The sequence below is a fragment of the Plantibacter sp. ME-Dv--P-122b genome (assembly GCF_030209375.1).
Taxonomy (GTDB): Bacteria; Actinomycetota; Actinomycetes; order Actinomycetales; family Microbacteriaceae; genus Plantibacter.
On the sequence record NZ_JARVSC010000006.1, the window covers coordinates 36,821 to 58,075 of the forward strand.

Below are 21,255 nucleotides of genomic sequence, written 5' to 3' on the forward strand. Positions count from 1 at the left end.
CCTCCCGTCACACCCATGACGGCAACCAGGCGTGCAGGTGCCAGAACCAGTAGGGCACGGTGATGGCGGTCCACAGCGGATACCAGAAGATGCTCAACAGCGTCGTGATGGTCACGAACACCCCGATGACGCCGACGCCGGCGAACCGTCGTTCCTCCGGATCATCGCGGGACCCGAGGATCTTCCCGATCGCGAAGACGAGCGCCAGGATGAGGTACGGCTCGAAGACGATCGTGTAGAACTGGAACACCGTCCGGTTCAGGTAGAGCAGCCAGGGCAGGTATCCCGCTGCGACCCCGAGGACGATGAGCCCGACCTGCCACTCGCGGTAGCGGACGAGCCGGTAGACGCAGTACCCGAGCGCGACGGCGGCGCCCCACCAGATGAGCGGGTTGCCGATCGAGGTGATCGCCGAGGAGCAGGCGTCCCACGCGCAGCCGTCGGTCCCGGTGGCGGGGGACTGGTAGTACATGCTCGTCGGCCGGATCATGAGCAGCCAGCCGAGCGGGTTCGCGGCGTACGGGTGCGGGGTGCTGAGGCCGACGTGGAAGCTGTAGGCGCTCTGGTGGTAGTGGAGGAGGCTCTGGAACCAGTGGGGGACCCAGGCGAAGGCGCCGGTCCAGGCGTTGCCCACCGCGTCCGCCCACTGGCGGTCGTACCCGCCGGACGTCCTGATCCACCCGGTCCAGCTGGCGAGGTACACGACGGCGGCCACGGGGACGAGGGTCACGAAGGACACGGGGCCCTGCTTGAGGACCGCCGCGCTCGCCCACAGGCTGAGGCCCAGTCGGCGTCGGACCAGCAGATCCGTGACGATCACGTACACGCCGAACGCGGCGAGGAAGTACAGTCCGTTCCACTTGACCGCGGTGGCCGCGCCGAACGCGACCCCTGCGGCGAGCAGCCACGGCCGCCACCAGAGGACGGGACCCCAGGCCGGATCGGCGCCCCTCGCCCGGGCTGACGCAACCTTCGCCGCCAGGCGTGACGCGTGCCACGACCGGTCCAACAGGATCGCGCCGAATCCCGCCAGTACGAAGAACATGACGAAGTTGTCGAGCAGCGAGACCCGGGCCATGACGATCGCGTGGCCGTCGATCGCGAACAGGAACCCGGCCAGGACGGCGAGGATCGAGGAGGTGAACAACCGCTTGGCGATGAGCGTGACGAGCAGGACCGCGAGCGTCCCGGCGATCACGGTGGAGATGCGCCACCCGGTGCTGTCGTCGATGCCGAACACGGCGATGCCGAGCGCGATCAGCCACTTGCCGAGTGGCGGGTGCACGACATAGGAGGGATTCGTGCTCGGGCTGCCCGCGTCGCCGTTCGCGAAGCCCTCGTCGGCCCCGTCCGGCCAGGTGCTCTCGTAGCCGTTCAGCCACAGCGACCACGAGTCCTTGACGTAGAAGGTCTCGTCGAAGACGAGCGAGTGCGGGTGACCGAGGTTCCAGAACCGCAGCACGAACGCGAGGAGCGTCACGGCGGCCGGGCCGCCCCAGATCCAGAGCTTCCGGCGGCGCTCGGTGCGGAGCATCCGCTCCCACCAGCGGTCGAGGCGGGATCCCGTCACAGGGGCTTCCAGAAGATCGACCGACACCGTCTCATCTAACCACCCCGACCGGATGGGAGACTGGTCCGGTGATCATCCTCGGAGCGACCCCCATCGGCAACCTCGGCGATGCGTCGCCACGACTCCGGGAGGCGCTGGCCGCGGCGGAGGTCATCGTCGCCGAGGACACCCGGACGGCCATCCACCTGCTGCGCGCCCTCGGTGTGGAGTCGCGGCCGCGGCTCATCGCCATGCACGACCACAACGAGCGCGAACGTGCGGCCGAGATCGTCGACCTGGCCCGCGAGACCGACGTCCTCGTGCTCAGCGACGCCGGTATGCCGACCGTGTCCGACCCCGGCTTCCACCTCGTCGACGCGGCCGCGGCCGCAGACGTCCAGGTCACGGCGATCCCGGGGCCGTCGGCGGTCGTGACGGCGCTCGCCGTGTCCGGCCTCGCGACGGACCGCTTCACCTTCGAGGGGTTCCTCCCGCGCAAGCCGGGCGACCGACGCAGCAGCCTCCGGGCCCTCGCGACCGAGCCGCGCACGATGGTGTTCTTCGAATCGCCCAACCGACTCGCCTCGTCCCTCGAGGACATCGCCTCCGTGCTCGGAGCCGATCGTCGCGTGGCGGTGTGCCGGGAGCTCACGAAGCTGTTCGAGGAGGTCAAGCGGGGAACGGCCGCTGAACTGGCCGAGTGGGCGTCCGGGGGTGTGAAAGGCGAGATCTGCATCGTCATCGCCGGTGCAGAGGCCGTCGAGGCCGATCCGGCCACCGCGCTCGAGCAGGTGCTCGCGCTCGTGGCCTCTGGCACGCGCCTGAAGGACGCCTCCAACGAGGTCGCCGAGGCCACCGGCCTCTCGAAGCGCGACCTGTACCAGGCGGCCCTCGCAGCCCGGCCCCCGAAGGCGTCGCCGGACGCGCAGGTGCGTCCCGCACCGTAACAGGCACGGTGGTGACGCCCGCTCGTCCTAGGATTGACCCCATGGCCGACGGCACCTCGTTCTACATCACCACGCCCATCTTCTACGTCAACGACGCCCCGCATATCGGGCACGCCTACACGGAGGTGGCCGCGGACGTCCTCGCGCGCTGGCACCGCCAGGCCGGAGACCGCACCTGGTTCCTGACCGGGACCGACGAGCACGGCCAGAAGATCCTGCGCACGGCGACCGCGAACGGCGTGACGCCGAAGGAGTGGGCCGACAAGCTCGTCAGCGAGTCCTGGTACCCGCTGCTCGACACGATCGACATCTCGAACGACGACTTCATCCGCACGACGGACGAGCGGCACGAGCAGAACGTCCAGCTCTTCCTCCAGCGCCTGTACGACGCCGGCTTCATCTACACCGGTGAGTTCGAGGGGTACTACTGCGTCGGCTGTGAGGAGTACAAGCAGGAGAGCGACCTCGTGCAGGGCACCGGCGAGTACGTCGGGCAGCTCGTGTGCGCGATCCACTCCAAGCCGGTCGAACTGCTCCAGGAGAGCAACTACTTCTTCCGGATGAGCGACTTCGCCGAGCGCCTGCTGGCCCTCTACGAGGAGCGCCCGGAGTTCGTGCAGCCGGAGTCGGCGCGGAACGAGGTCATCCAGTTCGTGCGCCAGGGGCTCAAGGACCTGTCCATCTCCCGCTCGACGTTCGACTGGGGCATCAAGGTGCCGTGGGACGAGAGCCACGTCGTCTACGTGTGGTTCGACGCCCTGCTCAACTACATCACCGCCGCCGGATATGGCTCCGACGAGGAGGCGTTCGCCGAGCGCTGGCCCGCCACGCAGATCGTCGGCAAGGACATCCTGCGGTTCCACGCGGTCATCTGGCCGGCCATGCTCATGGCCGCCGGGCTCGAGGTCCCGAAGCGGGTCTTCGGTCACGGCTGGCTGCTCGTCGGCGGCGAGAAGATGTCGAAGTCGAAGCTCACCGGTATCGCACCGAGTGAGATCACCGACACCTTCGGCTCCGACGCGTTCCGCTACTACTTCATGCGCGCCATCGCCTTCGGGCAGGACGGTTCGTTCAGCTGGGAGGACCTCTCCGCGCGGTACCAGGCGGAGCTCGCGAACGGCTTCGGCAACCTCGCGTCGCGCGTGCTCGCCATGGTGACGCGGTACTTCGACGGCGTCGTGCCGGCGAGCGGCCCCGCCGAGCCTGCAGACGTGGCCATCCAGGAGACGGTCGCCCGGGCTGCAGCCGACGCCGACGCCGCCATCGAGCGGCTCGCCATCCAGGACGCGCTCGCGGCCATCTGGCGGATCGTCGACGAGCTGAACGGCTACATCACCGAGCAGGAGCCGTGGGCGCTCGCGAAGGACGAGGCCAAGCGGGAGCGGCTCGGCACCGTGCTCGCCACGGCGGTCGAAGGCCTGCGCGCGTTGTCGGTCCTGCTGCACCCCTTCGTTCCGAAGGCGACCACCAAGCTGTGGTCCGCCCTCGGCGCCGAAGCCGCCCTCGGCGAGCTCGGGGCACAACGCATCGGCGATGTCGGCACCTGGGGGCAGCTGCCCGCCGGCACCTCGGTTGCAGGGCTCGAGCCCCTGTTCCCGCGGATCGAGGCCGTCGCCGAATGAGCGGGGGCGTCGCGCCGGATCCGGCCGTCACACCGCACCTGCGGCAACGCGAAGCGGGGGAGCGGAAGCAGCTGAGCTACCCCGAGGCACCTGAGACGCTGCCGGTCGCGGTCTACGACAACCACACGCACCTCGAGCACGCCGACGGCGACGCCCCGCTGACCCCGTCCGAGCACTTGGACCGTGCGGCGTCCGTCGGGGTCCGCGGCATCGTGCAGGTCGGCACCGACGTCGAGACCTCCCGGTGGTCGGCGGCGATCGCCGCTCGGGACCCCCGCGTGCTCGCGGCGGTCGCGATCCACCCCAACGACGCACCGGACCTCGACCGCGCGGGCACCCTGGACGAGGCGCTGGCCGAGATCGATCGTCTGGCGGCGGAGCCTCGCGTCCGCGCCGTCGGCGAGACCGGCCTCGACTTCTTCCGCACCGAGGAGGACGGCCGCGCGGCGCAGTTCGCATCGTTCGAAGCGCACATCGCCATCGCGAAGCGCCACGGTGTCGCACTGCAGATCCACGATCGCGACGCCCACGACGAGGTCGTCGAGACGCTCCTGCGCGTGGGCGCTCCGGAACGCACCGTCTTCCACTGCTTCTCGGGCGGCCCGGAGCTCGCCGAGCTGTGCGCCGAGCACGGCTGGTACGCCTCCTTCGCCGGGACGGTCACGTTCAAGAACGCCGCACCGCTGCGTGAGGCGCTCGCGATCATGCCCCGCGAGTTGATCATGGTCGAGACCGACGCGCCCTACCTCACGCCCGCCCCGTTCCGCGGTCGGCCGAACGCGCCGTACCTCCTCCCGTACACGGTGCGCGGCATGGCGGAGCACCTGGGCGAGGACGTCGCCGCGTTCGCGACGCAGCTCGCGTCCAACACCGAGCGCGTCTACGGCTCCTGGAGCGACTGAGCCCTCCCCTCCGTCGACGCCAGCGCGGTGCGCTGGAGTGAGCGCGCCCCATGAGCCGCGAGCGCGCCCCTCCGGAGGCCCGCGCTCGAGGCTATGCCCCGCGCCCGAACCCGTTCGGCGGTGCTGACGCGAGCGCACCGCGCTGACGCCCGAACACCCGCGCTCACCCCGAGACCCGGCTTGCGCCAGCGCGGTGCGCTGGCGTGGGCGCGCCCTATGAGCGTGAGCGCGCCCCTCCGGAGGCCCGCGCTCGAGGCTATGCCCCGCGCTCGGGCCAGCGCACCGCGCTGGCATCGCCCAGGGGAGGCTCCACGATCAGGGATACTGGAGGGATGACCGCCTCCGTCGCCCTGCTCGGCCCCGCCGAGATCCGAGATCTCGCCACCCTGCTGGACGTGACACCGACGAAGAAGCTCGGTCAGAACTTCGTCATCGACGCGAACACCGTCCGCAAGATCGTCTCGGTCGCGCATGTCGCGCCGGGCGACGTCGTCGTCGAGATCGGCCCCGGCCTCGGCTCGCTGACCCTCGGCCTGCTCGAGGCCGACGCGAGCGTCGTCGCCGTCGAGATCGACGGACGGCTCGCCAAGCAGCTGCCGCTCACCGTGGGGGAGATGGCACCGGGCATGATCGACCGGTTGTCGGTCGTCCACGAGGACGCGATGCGCATCGAGGAACTCCCCGCGCAGCCCAACCGACTCGTCGCCAACCTGCCGTACAACATCTCCGTGCCCGTCCTCCTACACTTCCTCGAGCACTTCACCTCACTCACGGCCGGTGTCGTCATGGTGCAGGCCGAGGTCGGCTACCGCCTCGCCGCGGTGCCCGGCAGCAAGGTCTACGGCGCCCCGAGCGCGAAGGCCGCCTGGTACGGTGCGTGGCGCATCGCCGGCCAGGTGAGCCGCCAGGTGTTCTGGCCGATCCCGAACGTCGACTCCGTGCTCGTCGGATTCGAGCGGCGGAGCGACGTCATCGGCACGGAGGAGGAGCGCATCAAGACCTTCGCGCTCATCGACGCGGCGTTCCAGCAGCGTCGCAAGATGCTCCGGCAGGCACTCGGGAGCGTCCTCGGCAGCTCCCAGGCCGCGACGGAGCAGGTGGAGGCCGCCGGGGTGAAGCCGACGGCCCGCGGCGAGGAGCTCACGGTCCACGACTTCCTGTCGATCGTGCGTGCGGGACGATAACGTTGGCGCATGACCGCTGATGCTCGATTCCCGCTGAACGTCCCCGACATCCACCGCCCGTACGCCGCGGCGGACGACCGCTACGCGCGGAACGACTACCGCCAGGTCGGGACCTCGGGGCTCTTCCTCCCGCCGATCTCGCTCGGCCTCTGGTATAACTTCGGCGACAACCGGCCGTTCGACGGGCAGCGCGCGCTCCTGCGCCACGCATTCGACCACGGCATCACCCACTTCGACCTCGCGAACAACTACGGCCCGCCCTACGGTTCCGCCGAGACGAACTTCGGTCGCATGATGCGCGAGGACTTCGGTCCGTACCGCAACGAGCTCATCATCTCCTCGAAGGCCGGCTACGACTTCTGGCCAGGCCCGTACGGCAACTTCGGTTCGAAGAAGTACCTGACTGCGAGCCTCGACGAGTCGCTCGAGCGGATGGGTCTCGACTACGTCGACGTCTTCTACTCGCACCGGGTCGACGAGGTCACGCCCATCGAGGAGACCGTGGGCGCGCTCGACGCGATCGTGCGCACCGGCAAAGCCCTGTACGTCGGCATCTCGTCGTACTCGGGCGAGCGGACCGCCGCCGCACACGCCGTCGCTCGCGAACTCGGCACGCCGCTCGTGATCCACCAGCCGTCGTACTCGATCCTCAACCGCTGGGTCGAGGACGGCCTCACCGAGGTGCTGACCGAGACCGGCCTCGGCGCCATCGCCTTCGTGCCGCTCGCGCAAGGCCTGCTCACCGACAAGTACCTCGGCGACGGCCCGGCCGAACGTGCGACGAACCGGCCGTCCCTGCCCGACCGCCAGGTGAGCGAGGAGATGGCGACCCGCCTCCGGTCGCTCAACGACATCGCCGTGGAGCGCGGGCAGACCCTCGCGCAGATGTCGCTCGCCTGGGTCCTGAACAACCCCGCCATCACCTCCGCCCTCATCGGCGCCTCCCGCCCCGAGCAACTCGACGAGAACCTGGCGGCGCTCGACGGCCCCGCGTTCACGACCGAGGAGCTCGAGGAGATCGACCGACTCGCGGAGGGCGCCGACGTCAACATCTGGGCGGACTCCTCCGACAAGTGACGCGGTCTGAGGCGCCTGCTCGATCGACTAACTTGGAACAATGACCACCGAGGCCATCCTCAAGCACGTCCACGTGCGAGCACCGGGGAAGATCAACGTCTTCCTCAAAGTCGGCGAAGTGATGGACGACGGCTACCACGACGTCGCGACCGCGTACCAGGCGATCTCGCTGTACGAGGACGTGCACGCGTACCCGGCCGACGACTTCAGTGTGTCGTTCTCCGGCTCGGTGGACGTGTCGGGTGTGCCGACCGACACGAGCAACCTCGCCATCCGCGCCGCGAAGGCCCTCGCGAGACGGACCGGGTACCGCGGCGGTGTCCGGCTCGAGATCGAGAAGCACGTCCCGGTCGCCGGCGGGATGGGCGGCGGCTCAGCCGACGCCGCGGCCACGCTGCTCGCCTGTGACGCCCTCTGGGGGACCGAACGCAGCCGCGACGACCTCCTGGCGCTGGCGGCACGCCTCGGCGCCGACGTGCCCTTCGCCCTGCTCGGCGGCACCGCGGTCGGCACCGGCCGCGGCGACCAACTGAGCAGCGCGTTGGCCAAGGGGCAGTTCGAGTGGGTGCTCGCCCTCGCCGACTTCGGCATGTCGACCCCGCAGGTCTACCAGGAGCTCGACGCCCACCGGGCGCGGCACATCCTCGACATCTCTCCGTCCGGTCGCCAGCCGACGGTCGACGCCGCGGTGCTCCAGGCGTTGCGGGCGGGCGACGCCCACCTCCTCGGAGAGGTCCTCTACAACGACCTGCAGGCCGCTGCGCTGCAGCTGCGCCCGGTGCTGGGCGAGGTGCTCGAGTTCGGCGACTCCCAGGGCGCCCTCGGCAGCCTCGTCTCCGGCTCCGGCCCGACGATCGCCTTCCTGGCGGCCGACACCGACGACGCCGTCGAACTGCAGGTGACGCTCGCCTCGCACGGGCTGAAGGTCATCCGTGCCCACGGGCCGGTCCACGGCGCCCGCATCGTCTCGCAGAGCTGAGACGCGGCCCGCACGACACGAAGCAGCCCCGGTCGGAGATCCGACCGGGGCTGCTGTGCCAGGCGGCGCGGTTCAGGCCGCGACGCCGCGCACGCGGAGCGAGTTCTCGATGATCGTGAGCCCCTCCATGCCGGGGAGCTTGGCGATGTGCCCGTCGATGCGGCGCACCTCGGCCAGCCCGTCCTCGTCGCCGAAGAGGTGCCCCATGACGTGAGTGACCTCGGAGTCGGGCATGACGCCGGAACCGACGGGACCCCACACCTTGCGGAGTAGGAAGCGGGTGAGTCGACGTGCGCTCTTCGACGACTCCAGGCGTGCCTTCGCCTGGCTCGCGTAGAACGCCACGTGACGCGTCTCCTGCTTCGCGATGCGCTTGAGGAGCACCGAGAGCACCGGGTGCCGCTCCAACTGCGCGAGGCGGGTGTACGCGGCGGTCGCCGACCACTCGTTCGCGGCGCCCCAGCTCATGTGCACCGCGATGAAGTCGGTGCCGACGAGGTTGCCGAGGATGGACTGCTTGATGGGGTCGAGGCGGTCCTTCCAGCCGAGCTTCAGGCGCGTCGCCTTGAGCTCGTCGAAGTCGACCGTGATGTCGTGGGCGGCGAGGACGGCGGCGAGCGCCTCCCCGTGCCAGAACTCCTCACGGTTCCACATCGTCATGAACGCGCCGACCTCGTCGTCCTCATGGGACGGCGTCATGAGCATGTCGCGCAGGTAGCAGACCGTGTGGTACTCGATGTCGCACATGTAGCGCAGGCTGCGCAGGGTGGAAGCGGGGAGCGGGTTCGTCTTGAACTCGTCGAAGTCGAGGTCGCTCCAGTTCACCGAGACGCTCGTCTCGGTGAACTTGTCGATGTCAAACGCCATGTGCGGTGGGGCGGTCGGGGATCGTGTCCTCGGCCGTCCGCTCTCCTCTCGGCTGTGCGGGGCGCGGTGCGCGGGTCAGTTCGTCTTCGGAGCGGACGCCTCCGGTGGTTCGTGCCCATTCTCGCACCGTCCACCGTCCGGCCTGCGCCAGCTTGTACAGGGTGTGGTCGGGGTTGACAGCGACCGGGTTGCCGACTAACTGGAGCCAGGCGGCGTCCGCATGGGAGTCGCCGTAGCCGTAGGAATGGGCGAGGTCCATGCCGTGCTGCTCGGCGTACTGGGTGAGCCAGGCGCCGCGCGCTTCGTCGACGAGCGGCGGGCTGTCGAGGTAGCCCGTGAGACGTCCGTTCTCGGCGTGCATCGCACCCGCCACGACCTCGTCGAAGAACGGCTCGAGCGGAGCCGTCATGAGGTCGATGGTGCCCGTGACGAGGATCGTCCGGTGACCGGCCGCCCGGTGCGCGGCGATCTGCTCGAGCGCCTGGGGGAGGAGGCGGGACCGGACAGCCTTACCGAAGCCGCCCCGGACGATCTTCTCGAGCTGCGCCACGTCGACGCCCTCGTAGCGGCGCATGAACGTGCGGATGAACTCACCGCGGTCGCGGAGTTCGGCACCGATGTACCCCGGCATGGAAGCGCCCAGTGTGGCGATCTCGATGGGCCAGCGCGACCGTGAGGTCGCGGCGAGCCGCAGCCAGAGGTACTGCTCGATGAGGTTCCAGGCGAGCACCGTGCCCTCGAGGTCGAACACCGCGAGGACGTCGTCGCGCACGGGCAGGATCTTCTGCTGCTTCGCGGCGCCCGCCTTGCGGTTGGCGAAGGCCCGGGTCAGGGTCGTGACGGCGGGGAAGTGGATGCGCTGGAAGTAGTCGTCCCAGTCGATCGTCGTGACGTCGAACCCTCGGTCCGCCTGCTGCTCGGGCGTCAGCGAGTCGTGCAGGGCACGGGTGCGCTGGTCGTCGAAGACGATCTCGCTCTGCACGTAGGAGCGGTAGAGCCCGGTGAAGTCGCGCAGCGACCCGAGATCGCTCGACGCCTTGCGGATCCGGTCCTGCCACCCGCGGGTGGTCGCGTTCGCCGGCAGGTGGGAGACGACCCGGCCGGCCGCCGTCGTCGCCTTCTGCCGCCGGTCGATGGAGCGCTCGATGGCGCGCCCGCCGGGGAAGTTCCAGGTCGGGACGCTGATGTCGCCGGCGTCCGCCGGGATCGGGTGCTCCGTGAAGTAGCTGTGCACGTTCGCGTACATCTTGTGGAAGGGCAGCGGGTTGCTGGCTCCGGAGCTCACGTGGAAGTAGCGCGCCGCAGCCGGCTCCGGCGGGGTCTGGGCCGCAGCGAGGATCGCGTTGACGACGAAGTCGACGGGGATGATGTCGAGCACGCTGTCGGGGAGGCCCGGGAAGTCGGGCAGCTGTCCGCGCCCGTAGGCGATGATCAGCGGGTCGGCGACCTTGTAGCCGTCGATCCAGCCGGGGAAGGGGTGCGCGAGCGCGCTCTCGATGATCGACGGACGCACGACGGAGAGTCGGTTGCCCTCACCGGCCCAGCGCTCTTCGGCGACCCGCTCGGCCATCGCCTTCGTGAAGGTGTAGACGTCGGTCCAGCCGAGGCTCTCGGCGCGTGCACGGCCGTGGGCGACGAGTCGGGCGTCGACCCAGGCGATGCGTGCAGCCTCGGCGGCGTTCGAGACGGCCTGGGGGCCGGCCTTGCCGTGCTCGCGACGGGCGGTCTGCATGAGCTTGCGCAGGACCTCCGGACGACGGGACGACTCCTCGGTGCGGACGCGCGCCGAGCGGGCTGCCTCGGCCTCGACGCGCCAGTCGACGTCGTGCGCGAGGCTGCGTTCCGGCTGGATGCCCTTCCGCGTACCGCCGACGTAGGCGGTTGAGACGTGGACGACGTGCGGGGTCGCGCCGCTCTTCGCGAGCGCCGCGTACAGGGTGGTCGCGCCGCCGACGTTCGTGGCGAAGGCCTCGTCGATCGGCGGGTCGAAGGAGACGGTCGACGCGCTGTGGATGACGACGTCGAGGTCGGCCGGCAGTGCCATCTCGTCGAGGCCACCCTCGATCACGCTGACGCGTTCGGCCACGATCGCCGCAGCGGCTTCGGCGCCGACGCGTTCGCGCCAGGCCTTGAACACCGGCTTGCGGAGCAGTGTCTGGAGACGGTCGCTCCCGCGGACCGACCCCTTCTTCCGGATGAGCAGGCTGACGCGGGTGGTCGGGTGATCGGCGAGCAGGCGCTCGAGCACCGCCTGGCCGAGGAAGCCGGTGCCGCCGGTGACGAGCACGTGCGCGCCGTCGAGGGCATCCGGGACGGTGGTGGGCTGCTCGGCCGCGGGCTCTTGAGCCTCCGGCTCCTGGGCGTCCGGCTGCTCGGCGTCTGGGGTGGGGGTGTCGGTCATGAGTTCTCCTCGAGGCTGCCGCGGCGTCCGCGGCGGGCAAGTCTGGCGGCGAGATGGAGGCCCGACTGACCGGGCAGCGCGTCGATCGACGCGTCGATGCCGAGGACGGCGGGGTCGCTCCAGGTGGCGGTGCTGCGGAACACGAGCGCGGCGAACCGCGCCGTCTGTCGGGGGCCGTTCGCATCGGAGCCGGTGGGCCACACGGCGTTCCGGATACGGCGACGGGTGATGCCCTGTGCACGGGGCGACGCGGCGAGGCGGTCATTCGCCTGAGCGGTGAAGAACTCGAGGTGCCTGGCCTTCGTCTCGAGGATCTCGTCGACGAGGCGGTCGAGCACGGGGTGCGGCTCGCGCTCGCGCACCGCACGGTAGGCCGCGTGGGTGATGAGGTCGTCGATCGTCCCGATCGTCATGTGCCAGGCGATGATGTCCTCGCCGAGCACGTTCGCGATGAGGGCCTGGCCGATGGGCGCGAAGCGGTCGCGCACACCGTGGACGGTGCGGCGGAGACCCGTCGAACGCGTCTTGTCGCGCGGGGTCCCGTTCGCCTTGAGCACGGTGTCGAGGGTGTCGGTGATCCAGTACTTCTCGTACGCCCAGGTGATGAGGAACGCGGTGACCCTGGCGTCCTTGTGGGTGGGGGTGACGAGCACCCCGCGGAGGTACTGCATGGTGGCGCGCTCGATGTCCGACAGGGCGCGGAGCAGCGCGACCGTCTCAGCACTCAGCGGCGTCTCGGCGAAGGCTTCGGCGTCGATCTCCTTACGACGACTGCCGACGGCGGACTTCGCATAGTCGCGGACGCTGAAGCCGTGGGCAGGCCGCAACATGGCGCTCTCCTGCTCCGCGTCCTCGAGGGCCGCGGGTGCTGTTCCGCGCGGCGAATCCCGGTTCACCATGGCGTCTCCATTCCGTGACGATCCGACCTCATCACTGTAGCTTGCAACGATACGCAACGCGTAGCGTATTCTGATCCCCATGGCTACAGCTCTCGTCACCGGTGGGACGTCCGGCATCGGTGCCGCGTTCGCCACGGCGCTCGCCGGACGGGGCTTCGACCTGGTGCTCGTCGCCCGTGACGTCGAGCGGCTCGAGCACTCGGCCGAGCGACTGCGCGCGACCGGTCGCACCGTCGAGGTGATCAGTGCCGACCTCTCGGACCGCGCCGACGTCGCGAGACTCGCCGCACGGATCGAGGATCAGGCGTCGCCGATCGAGGTGGTCGTGAACAACGCCGGGTTCGGCGTGCACGCCCGCCTCACCGACCCCGACACGAGCGAACTCGACAACGCGATCGAGGTCATGTGCCGGAGCGTCACCACGCTCTCGGGCGCCGCGGCCCGCGCCATGCGGGAACGCGGACGCGGCACCATCATCAACGTCTCGAGCACGGCGGGGTACATCACCACCGGCGGCTACTCGGCGGTGAAGGCGTTCGTCACCACCTACACCGAGGCGCTCGCGGTCGAGCTCGCCGGCTCAGGTGTCCGCGTCACGGCCCTGTGCCCCGGGTGGGTCCGTACCGAGTTCCACGATCGCGCCGGCATCAGCACCCGATCGATCCCGTCAGGTCTGTGGATCGACGTGGACCGGCTCGTCGCCGACGCCCTCCGCGACGCCGGGAGGGGGGTCGTCGTCTCCATCCCGAGCCTCCGCTTCAAGGCCCTCATGGCCCTCGTCAAGTTCGCGCCCCGTGCGTCCATCCGGTGGATCTCCGGCCGGATGTCCTCGAGCCGTCGAGCCGCCAACGCCGCCCAGTCAGGAGCCCGCCGATGACCGCAGAGCCGCGGTTCACCTCCTCCCTCCACGCCAACGCGCGGTTCGTCGCCCAGCGTCTGCTGTTGAAGCCGCTCGTCTGGTCGCTGACCCGCGTGACGGTGACGGGTCGCGAGCGCCTGTCGGGCGTCACCGGGCCCTACATCGTCGTCGCCAACCATCAGTCGCACCTCGACGCACCGCTCGTCGTCGGGGCGATGCCGCGTCGGCTCTCGCGCTACCTCGCAGCCGGTGTCGCGGCCGACTACTTCTTCGACGTCCCCGCCCGCCGCATCTTCGCCGCGCTCTTCTTCAACGCGTTCCCGGTCGACCGCTCGGGTGACCGCAAGCGTGCAGGCGTGTCGCGGGAGCTGCTCGAGAGCGGCGTCCCGATCCTCATCTTCCCCGAGGGCGGCCGATCGCGGACGGGTGAGCTCGGCCGGTTCAAGCCAGGTGCCGCGGCACTCGCCACGCGCCAGGGCATCCCCTGCCTCCCGGTGGCCGTCCTGGGCACCCACTCCGCCATGCCGAAGGGTCGCAACTGGCCCGTCCCCGGACGACCGCCGGTGCGCGTCGTCTTCGGGCAACCGATCCACCCGCAGCCGAACGAGACGCCCGTCCAGCTGATGGACCGCGTCGTCGCCGAGATCGTCGCACTGCGCGCCTCGGCCGAGCCGGGAACACACGTTTCGATCGACACACCACGAAAGGAAGCCGGATGACGTCTGTGGAGCACATGAAGTGGTGGGGCTGGGGAGTCGAAGGGGTCGCCTTCGAGCACAGCAACAAACCGGACTTCGCGCCGTTCGTGAAGCAAGCCGTCGGTCTCGACCTCCGGAAGCCTGCGCAGGCGCACCTCAGCTTCGACGAGCTCACCGTCCCCGCATCGCGCGCGTCCGAGGAGTTCATCGCCGAGCTCTCGACGCTCGTCGGCCAGGGTCACGTGACCACGGACGACCAGGAACGCGTCGTCCACACCTACGGCAAGAGCATCCGCGACCTGCTCCGGATCCGCGCGAACGACCTGCCGCGCACGCCCGACCTGGTCGTGTACCCGGCTGACGAGGCGGAGGTCGCGTCGATCGTCGCCGCAGCCGTCGCCGCAGACGCCGTGATCATCCCGTTCGGCGGTGGAACCAACATCGCCGGCTCGCTCGACCCGCAGCCGACGGAGGAGCGCGTCATCATCTCGCTCGACCTCGGACGGCTCGACCGCGTCCTGTCGATCGACGAGGGCTCCGGCCTCGCGACCATCCAGGCCGGTGCGCAGGGTCCCTCGATCGAGGAGCAGCTGGGCGCCAAGGGCTGGACGATGGGCCACTTCCCCGACAGCTTCACGCACTCCACGCTCGGCGGATGGGTCGCGACCCGCTCCTCGGGCATGCAGTCCGACAAGTACGGCGACATCGCCGACATCACCAAGGGCCTGCGGATGGTGCGCCCGAACGGCATCGTGGCGATCCGCCCGGTCCCGAGTGCGTCGACCGGGCCGAGCGTCCGCGAGATGATCATCGGCAGCGAGGGCCGACTCGGCATCATCACCGAGGTCACCGTGCAGGTCCACCGGACGCCCGCCGTCCGCGAGGTCCTCGGCTACTTCTTCCCCACCTGGGAGGCCGGGCTCGCGGCGATGCACGAGATCGCGGAGAGCGACGCCAGCCCCTCGGTCACCCGGGTGTCGAACGCGCGTGAGAGTGGCTTCTCGCTCGCGACCCGTAAGGCCAGCACCGGCGTCTCGGCGCAGGTCACCAAGGGCCTCATGAAGGTGCTCACGGCCAGGGGCTGGGACCTCGAGCAGCTGTGCCTCTCCTTCATCGGCTACGAGGGCAGCGCGTCGCACGTGCGGTACGAGAAGGGCCTCGTCGGCTCGATCGTCCGGAAGCACGGCGGCATCGGCGTCGGCAAGGGCCCCGGTGCCCTCTACGACCAGAAGAAGTTCGACACCCCGTACCTGCGGGACTTCCTCCTCGACCGCGGAGCCGCGGCCGACGTCTCGGAGACCGCAGCGCCTTGGTCGCGCCTGCAGGAGGTCTACGACGCCGCGAACGATGCTGCCAACGCCGCTTACGACAAACTCGGGGTGCACGGGTGGATCATGTGCCACCTCTCGCACTCGTACCACTCCGGCGCGTGCCTGTACTTCACCTTCGCGTTCATCACCGGCGACGACCCGATCGGCGAGTACGAGCAGGTCAAGTCGGCGATCCAGCAGTCGTTCGTCGACCACGGTGGCACGCTCTCGCACCACCACGCGGTCGGCGTCGAGCACTCGCCGTGGATGGAGCAGGACATCTCGACCGAGGGCGTCGCGATCATGCGCGGACTCTTCGACAGCGCGGACCCTGGCTCGAACTTCAACCCCGGCAAGATCCTCGCGGACTGAGCCGTTCCTCCGGTCCCTGAGCAGTCTCCGGTCCCTGAGTCGTCCCTCCGGTCCCTGAGCCTGTCGAAGGGCGGGCTCAGGGCCGGAGTCGACCCGAGCGCGCCGCCGTCGCCGGCAACCGCACGATGAGCGCACCGGGGTCGACGGTCAGCCTGGCCGCCGAGACCGGGCCGATCCCGTCGCCGTCGGCCTGGAATTCGGCGGGCGGCGAGACCGTCACGTCGATGCGTCGTACCCGGAGGTATCGGAGCGCGCCTCCAGCCGAGCCGGCCGTCTCGACGGCACTCGGCTGCACGCGGCGGCCCCGCGTCCGTCTGCCCTTGGAGAATCGGGCGACGGGGTTGTTCGCGCGGTGCAGCCAGCGCGTGACGCGCACGCCGTCCCACCCTTCGAGTGACCGCACCATGAGGACGTCGAGCACACCGTCGTCGAGGAGTGCGTCGGGGAGGACGTCGAGGCCCGCCGAGACGGTGCCGCAGTTCCCGACGAACATCGTGTGCGTCCGTCCACTCCGGATCGGTCCGCCGTCCTCCTTCCAGGAGACGCGGGGCCGGTCGCGGCGGAACAGCCCGCGGACGATCGGGACGACGTAGGCGATCCAGCCGAAGCGGCGCTTCAGGACGGGGTCGGCGTAGGCCACCATGTCCGCGTCGACGCCGAAGCCCGACATGACGAGGAACGGGGTGCTGCGCTGGACGCCGTCGGGGTTCCGGTACTCGATGACGCCGACGTCGACGCTCCGTTCCTCTCCGGTGAACGCGGCCCGCACCGCGGTGGCCGTGTCGATCGGGATCCCGGCGTTGCGGGCGAAGAGGTTCGCGGTGCCGACGGGGACGACGGCGAACGGTGTCCGGGTGTGACGCATCGCCCCGGCCACCTCGCGGACGGTCCCGTCGCCGCCGGCGGCGATCACGAGCGACGCGCCGCCTCCGAGCGCCTCCGCGACCTGGTCGACCGCGGTCGACCGCTCGCGGGTCGGGATCCAGCTCGTCGGTCCCCAACCGGCCTCGGCGGCCGAGGCGTCGACGAGCCTCGTCACACGCTCGAGCTGGATGCGCGTCGGGTTGTAGATCACCGCAGCGTGCGGTGGGGTGCTGCCTCGCGTCATGCGGCCAGTGCCGGCCAGAGGACGGACAGGACCTGGTCCGCCCAGTCGTCGTCCATGTCGGCGCCACGGACGAGCTGGCCGAGCACCGCGCCGAGGAGCAGGGTCGCGACGAGGCGGCCGTCGAGTCCGGGCTTCAGATCGCCGGTGGAGATCCGTTCGTCGACCAGGTTGGACAGTGCGCGTGCCCGGTTCCTCGTGAGGTCGCGGAGCAGCGTCGAGAACTCGGGGTCGTCCTGGAGCAGGATCGACGCGATCGTGCCCCGGCCTACCACGTCCTCGATCATCGCCCGGGCTTCGTGGAGCAGCCAGGTGAAGGTGTCGTAGGTCGAGAGGTTCTCGGGGATCTCGACCGGGGTCTCCATGGCGCGCGCGACGGCCGCCGTGAGCAGCTCGGAGCGGTTGCGGTACCGCCGGTAGATCGTGGTCTTCGCCACGCCGGTGGTCTCCGCGACCGCCTCGATGTTGACGGCGACGGAGCCATGCGAGCGCATGAGGTCGAGGGCTGCGTCGAGGATGCGGTCGCTCATCTGCTGAGCGCGGGAGACGCGTCGGGAGACGGGCACCGACCAACCTCCTCCGCGCGACGCCGGAGTCCGGTCGGATCGGTCCATTGCGCTACGCCCACCGTAGCGCAATGGGATGGGTGCGCATAGGGAGGCCTCGGCGGCGGCGGTGTCGTCAGTCCCAGCGGGGGTCGTCGGGGTCGGGGGAGTCCTCGCCGTCGGCATCGGTCATGACCGTCGCCCCGTCGATCCAGTCCGTGAGTGCGTCACCGTGCAGCTGCTCCGGGGCTGGTGCGCCGAAGAGCTGCGGGTGCGTGACGGCCGCGAGCGGTGCGTCGCTCGCGAAGACGACGACGTTGCCGAGCGGCCCCTCGTCGTCGACCGGATCGAAGTCGAGGACGACGGCGACATGCGCGAACACGGTTCGCAGGGTCGCCGCCTGGCGTCTCGAGTAGTCGAAGGGGCTGCCGTCGAGCAGGTTCACTGCGATCACGCCGTCGTCCGCGGACCGCGCTGCCACGCGGCGGTAGAACTCGAGGCTCGCGACGCGACGGTGGATCACGGCGGCGTCCCAGAGGTCGACGACGGTCACCTTCGCGTCCCGCCACGCCGTGACGTCCCCAGGGGTGGTGGCGGCTTCGCCGATCGGCTCGTCCGCGACGGCCCTGGCATCACCGAAGCGGACCTCGACCCGGTGTCCGTCCGGGAGCGGCAGCGCGTCCAGCATCCCGGCGTACAGTTCCGGCTCGAACTCGACGACCAGCTGCGGTGATCCGGGACGCGTCGCCTGGACGTAGCGGGGGAGCGTCAATGCTCCGGCACCGAGGTGGACGACGAAGAGCGCCTCGCCCGCCGGCGCCTCGGCGTCGATCACGCGGGCGATGTGCCGGATGTACGGGTACTCGAGCAAGCGGGGATCCGCGAGGGAGACCACCGACTGCGGGATGTCGTCCACGCTGAGCTCGTAGCGCAGCGTCCGCTTGTCGAGGAGGGTGATCCGGGCGTCGCGTCGGCCGAACGGGAGTCGGCGGGAACGGGAGAACAGAGGCACCCGTGCAGCCTACGGTGCACGGGCGGTGGTCGACGCCCGGGCCCGGTATCGTTGACCGGATATGGCACACCTTCTCGGCGCTGAAGCGCTCCACCTCGAGTACCCGACCAAGGTCGTCTTCGACGGCATCACGATCGGGGTGAACGAGGGCGACCGCATCGGCATCGTCGGTCGCAACGGCGACGGCAAGTCCACACTCCTCGGCCTCCTCGCCGGCCGCAAGGAGCCCGACTCCGGACGCGTGACGGTGCGCAACGGCGTGACGGTCGGCGTGCTCGACCAGTCCGACACCCTCGACCACGACAAGACCGTCGGCCAGACCATCGTCGGCGGCTTCGACGAACACGAGTGGGCGGGCGACCCGAAGGTCCGCGACGTCATCTCCGGCCTCGCCTCCGACATCGCCTGGGACGCGCTCGTCGCCGACCTCAGCGGTGGTCAGCGCCGCCGGGTCGCGCTCGCCGCCCTGCTCGTGGGCGACCACGACATCCTCTTCCTCGACGAGCCGACGAACCACCTCGACGTCGAGGGCATCACCTGGCTCGCGCAGCACCTCAACCGTCGCTGGTCGAAGAACTCCGGCGGCCTGCTCGTCGTGACCCACGACCGGTGGTTCCTCGACGCCATCTGCACGGCCACGTGGGAGGTGCACGACCGCATCGTCGAACCCTTCGAGGGCGGGTACGCGGCCTACGTCCTGCAGCGCGTCGAGCGCGACCGCTCCGCCGCGGTCTCCGAGGCCAAGCGCCAGAACCTCATGAAGAAGGAGCTCGCCTGGCTGCGCCGTGGCGCTCCCGCCCGGACGGCCAAGCCGAAGTTCCGCATCGAGGCCGCCAACGCGCTCATCGCCGACGAGCCGCCCGTGCGCAACACGGTCGAGCTGGCCGGCATGGCGACCGCCCGCCTGGGCAAGGACGTCGTCGACATCCTCGACGTCACCGTGTCCTACGGCGACCGGACGGTCATCAAGGACGTCGAGTGGCGCATCGCCCCGGGTGAGCGCACCGGCATCCTCGGCGTGAACGGCGCCGGCAAGTCCACCCTCCTCGGTCTCGTCACGGGCGAGGTCGAAGCGACCGAGGGTCGCGTCAAGCGCGGTAAGACCGTGCAGGTCGCGACGCTCACGCAGCAGCTCGACGAGCTCGCCGAGTACGAGCAGGACCGCGTGAGCGACGTCATCGGACGCAAGCGCACGAGCTACGTCGCCGGCGGCAAGGAGATGACCCCGGGGCAGCTCCTCGAGCGCCTCGGCTTCACGAGTGCGCAGCTGTCGACGCCGGTGAAGGACCTCTCGGGTGGTCAGCGCCGCCGTTTGCAGCTCCTGCTCATCCTGCTCGACGAGCCGAACGTCCTCGTGCTCGACGAACCGACCAACGACCTCGACACCGACATGCTCGCCGCCATGGAGGACCTCCTCGACTCGTGGCCGGGCACCCTGCTCGTCGTCTCGCACGACCGGTACTTCCTCGAGCGCGTGACCGACCAGCAGTACGCGATCATGGACGGCCACTTCCGGCACCTGCCCGGCGGCATCGACCAGTACCTGGAGCTCAACGCCGGGACGGCCGGCAGTCGCTCCCAGGAGCACGACCGCCCGACGGCTTCCGGCGGTGGCCCGACCAAGAAGACGCCGAAGCTGAGCGGTGCGGAGCTCCGGAACGCGCAGCAGGAGATCAAGGCGATCGACCGCAAGCTCCACAAGCTCAACGGTCAGATCGAGCAGGCGCACGAGAAGGTCGCGGTCCACGACCAGAGCGACTTCGCCGGCATCACGGCTCTCGGCGCCAAGATCCAGGCCATGTACGGCGAGATCGCCGACCTCGAGGTCCGCTGGCTGGAGCTCTCCGAGCTCGTCGAGTAGCCTCCTCGCGGCGGCCGAATCACGTCGTTCGTCGCTCTGTTCCGAAGTGTTACGCACCGGTTCGTCATCCCCACTCGGCCGACGTACCGTCGAATCAGCGTCCACCGGCGCGCACCACCCGAAAGAGGAATCACAGCAATGACCTTCTCGAAGAAGCTTCTGGCCGGACTGGCCATCATCCCCGCCATCGCGCTCCTCGCCGGATGCGCCGGCGGCGCTGGCGCTGCCGCTGAAGACAAGGGCACCGAGGCGAACCCCGTCAAGATCGGCGTCGTCGGCGCGAGCGACCCCTACTGGGAGACGTACAAGGAGGCCGCCGAGAAGGAGGGCATCTTCGTCGACATCGTCGACTTCGGCGAATACACGCAGCCGAACCCGGCACTCACCGAGGGCGAGATCGACCTCAACCAGTTCCAGCACATCGTCTACCTCGCGCAGTACAACGAGGCCTCCGGCGGGGACCTCACGCCCATCGGCTCGACGGCGATCTACCCCCTCGGCCTCTACTCGACCAAGGTCGACAGCGTCAAGGACATCAAGAAGGGCGACACGATCGCCATCCCGAACGACGAGAGCAACCAGGCTCGTGCGCTCCTCGTCCTGCAGTCCGCAGGCCTGCTGGAGCTGAAGGACGGCGGCAACATCTTCTCGACGCCCGACGACATCATCGCCGACAAGTCGAAGGTCACCGTCACCTCGCTCGAGGCTTCGCTGACGCCGACCTCGCTGCCGGACGTCACCGGCGCGATCATCAACAACGACTTCATCAACGACTCCGGACTGAAGGCGTCCGACGCGATCGCCGAGGACGACCCGTCCGACCCGAACGCGCTGCCGTACGTGAACATCTTCGCCGCGAAGGCCGCCGACGCCGACAACGAGACGTACGCGAAGCTCGTGGAGATCTACCAGGACACGAAGTCCGTCGTCGACGGCGTCGTGGAGAACTCCGGCGGTACCGCGGTTCCGCTCAAGACCCCGGTCAAGGACCTCGTGAAGTCGCTCGAGACCGTCCAGAAGGACATCAAGGCCAAGGGCTGATCCGACGTTCAGAGCGTTCCTGTGG

The 21,255-nt window shown here is 69.8% G+C and carries 18 protein-coding genes; 11 read left to right on the plus strand and 7 right to left on the minus strand.

Features of this window, described 5'->3' with window-relative positions; all coding sequences use genetic code 11:
- Positions 1-7: 7 nt before the first annotated feature.
- Positions 8-1,570 carry a dolichyl-phosphate-mannose--protein mannosyltransferase gene (locus QRN19_RS13045; protein ID WP_285027380.1) on the minus strand — a complete coding sequence of 521 codons (1,563 nt, stop codon included), beginning with the start codon at positions 1,568-1,570 and terminating at the stop codon, positions 8-10.
- Between the two features lie 68 nt (positions 1,571-1,638).
- Between QRN19_RS13045 and rsmI the strand changes: the two genes are divergently transcribed.
- The 6 genes from rsmI (at position 1,639) to QRN19_RS13075 (ending at position 8,260) form a co-directional block, all read left to right on the plus strand.
- Positions 1,639-2,496 carry a 16S rRNA (cytidine(1402)-2'-O)-methyltransferase gene (rsmI, locus tag QRN19_RS13050; protein WP_285027382.1) on the plus strand — a complete coding sequence of 286 codons (858 nt, stop codon included), beginning with the start codon at positions 1,639-1,641 and terminating at the stop codon, positions 2,494-2,496.
- A 41-nt stretch (positions 2,497-2,537) separates the two neighbouring features.
- Positions 2,538-4,118: a methionine--tRNA ligase gene (metG, locus tag QRN19_RS13055; RefSeq protein WP_079705443.1), complete on the plus strand. Its 1,581-nt coding sequence runs from the start codon at positions 2,538-2,540 to the stop codon at positions 4,116-4,118.
- Positions 4,115-5,020, plus strand: coding sequence for a TatD family hydrolase (locus tag QRN19_RS13060; RefSeq protein WP_285027383.1), 906 nt, complete (start codon positions 4,115-4,117; stop codon positions 5,018-5,020). The genes metG and QRN19_RS13060 overlap by 4 nt, the downstream gene beginning before the upstream one ends.
- Positions 5,021-5,352: 332 nt before the next feature.
- Complete coding sequence (rsmA, locus tag QRN19_RS13065; protein WP_285027385.1) at positions 5,353-6,204, plus strand: 16S rRNA (adenine(1518)-N(6)/adenine(1519)-N(6))-dimethyltransferase RsmA; 852 nt, start codon at positions 5,353-5,355, stop codon at positions 6,202-6,204.
- 9 nt (positions 6,205-6,213) lie between these two features.
- Positions 6,214-7,281, plus strand: coding sequence for an L-glyceraldehyde 3-phosphate reductase (gene mgrA, locus QRN19_RS13070; RefSeq protein ID WP_285027386.1), 1,068 nt, complete (start codon positions 6,214-6,216; stop codon positions 7,279-7,281).
- A gap of 40 nt (positions 7,282-7,321) precedes the next feature.
- Complete coding sequence (locus QRN19_RS13075; RefSeq protein WP_285027387.1) at positions 7,322-8,260, plus strand: 4-(cytidine 5'-diphospho)-2-C-methyl-D-erythritol kinase; 939 nt, start codon at positions 7,322-7,324, stop codon at positions 8,258-8,260.
- Positions 8,261-8,332: 72 nt separating this feature from the next.
- On the opposite strand, the gene QRN19_RS13080 is transcribed toward QRN19_RS13075, so the two are convergent.
- The 3 genes from QRN19_RS13080 to QRN19_RS13090 are packed head-to-tail and all read right to left on the minus strand — an operon-like array spanning position 8,333 to position 12,358.
- On the minus strand, positions 8,333-9,127 hold the full coding sequence (locus QRN19_RS13080) for a ferritin family protein (protein ID WP_079705450.1): 795 nt from the start codon (positions 9,125-9,127) through the stop codon (positions 8,333-8,335).
- Positions 9,117-11,528: an SDR family oxidoreductase gene (locus QRN19_RS13085; protein ID WP_285027388.1), complete on the minus strand. Its 2,412-nt coding sequence runs from the start codon at positions 11,526-11,528 to the stop codon at positions 9,117-9,119. The genes QRN19_RS13080 and QRN19_RS13085 overlap by 11 nt, the downstream gene beginning before the upstream one ends.
- Positions 11,525-12,358 (minus strand): hypothetical protein, encoded by an 834-nt coding sequence (locus QRN19_RS13090; RefSeq protein ID WP_285027389.1) that lies wholly within the window; start codon positions 12,356-12,358, stop codon positions 11,525-11,527. Before QRN19_RS13090 ends, QRN19_RS13085 begins: the two co-directional genes overlap by 4 nt.
- A 148-nt stretch (positions 12,359-12,506) precedes the next feature.
- On the opposite strand from QRN19_RS13090, the gene QRN19_RS13095 reads away from it, so the two are divergent.
- From QRN19_RS13095 to QRN19_RS13105, 3 genes are read left to right on the plus strand one after another with little or no spacing between them, the layout of a single operon-like run.
- A complete protein-coding gene (locus tag QRN19_RS13095; RefSeq protein ID WP_285027390.1) occupies positions 12,507-13,304 on the plus strand; it encodes an SDR family NAD(P)-dependent oxidoreductase in 798 nt (265 codons plus the stop codon).
- Positions 13,301-14,005: a lysophospholipid acyltransferase family protein gene (locus QRN19_RS13100; protein WP_285027392.1), complete on the plus strand. Its 705-nt coding sequence runs from the start codon at positions 13,301-13,303 to the stop codon at positions 14,003-14,005. Before QRN19_RS13095 ends, QRN19_RS13100 begins: the two co-directional genes overlap by 4 nt.
- Entirely contained in the window at positions 14,002-15,666 is a 1,665-nt protein-coding gene (locus tag QRN19_RS13105; protein WP_285027393.1) for an FAD-binding oxidoreductase, read from the plus strand. The genes QRN19_RS13100 and QRN19_RS13105 overlap by 4 nt, the downstream gene beginning before the upstream one ends.
- 76 nt (positions 15,667-15,742) lie before the next feature.
- Here the strand turns inward: QRN19_RS13105 and QRN19_RS13110 are convergent, their stop codons facing one another.
- From QRN19_RS13110 to QRN19_RS13120, 3 genes are all read right to left on the minus strand, one after another.
- On the minus strand, positions 15,743-16,774 hold the full coding sequence (locus QRN19_RS13110; protein WP_285027394.1) for a diacylglycerol/lipid kinase family protein: 1,032 nt from the start codon (positions 16,772-16,774) through the stop codon (positions 15,743-15,745).
- Entirely contained in the window at positions 16,771-17,337 is a 567-nt protein-coding gene (locus tag QRN19_RS13115) for a TetR/AcrR family transcriptional regulator (protein WP_285027396.1), read from the minus strand. The genes QRN19_RS13110 and QRN19_RS13115 overlap by 4 nt, the downstream gene beginning before the upstream one ends.
- A 115-nt stretch (positions 17,338-17,452) precedes the next feature.
- The gene (locus QRN19_RS13120) at positions 17,453-18,328 is read right to left on the minus strand and encodes a spermidine synthase (protein WP_285027397.1); all 876 of its coding nucleotides are present in this window, start codon (positions 18,326-18,328) and stop codon (positions 17,453-17,455) included.
- A gap of 61 nt (positions 18,329-18,389) precedes the next feature.
- Here QRN19_RS13120 and QRN19_RS13125 point away from each other — a divergent pair, with 61 nt between their 5' ends.
- A complete protein-coding gene (locus QRN19_RS13125; protein ID WP_137242013.1) occupies positions 18,390-20,189 on the plus strand; it encodes an ABC-F family ATP-binding cassette domain-containing protein in 1,800 nt (599 codons plus the stop codon).
- Between the two features lie 138 nt (positions 20,190-20,327).
- Positions 20,328-21,230 (plus strand): MetQ/NlpA family ABC transporter substrate-binding protein, encoded by a 903-nt coding sequence (locus tag QRN19_RS13130; protein WP_285027398.1) that lies wholly within the window; start codon positions 20,328-20,330, stop codon positions 21,228-21,230.
- Positions 21,231-21,255: the final 25 nt, after the last annotated feature.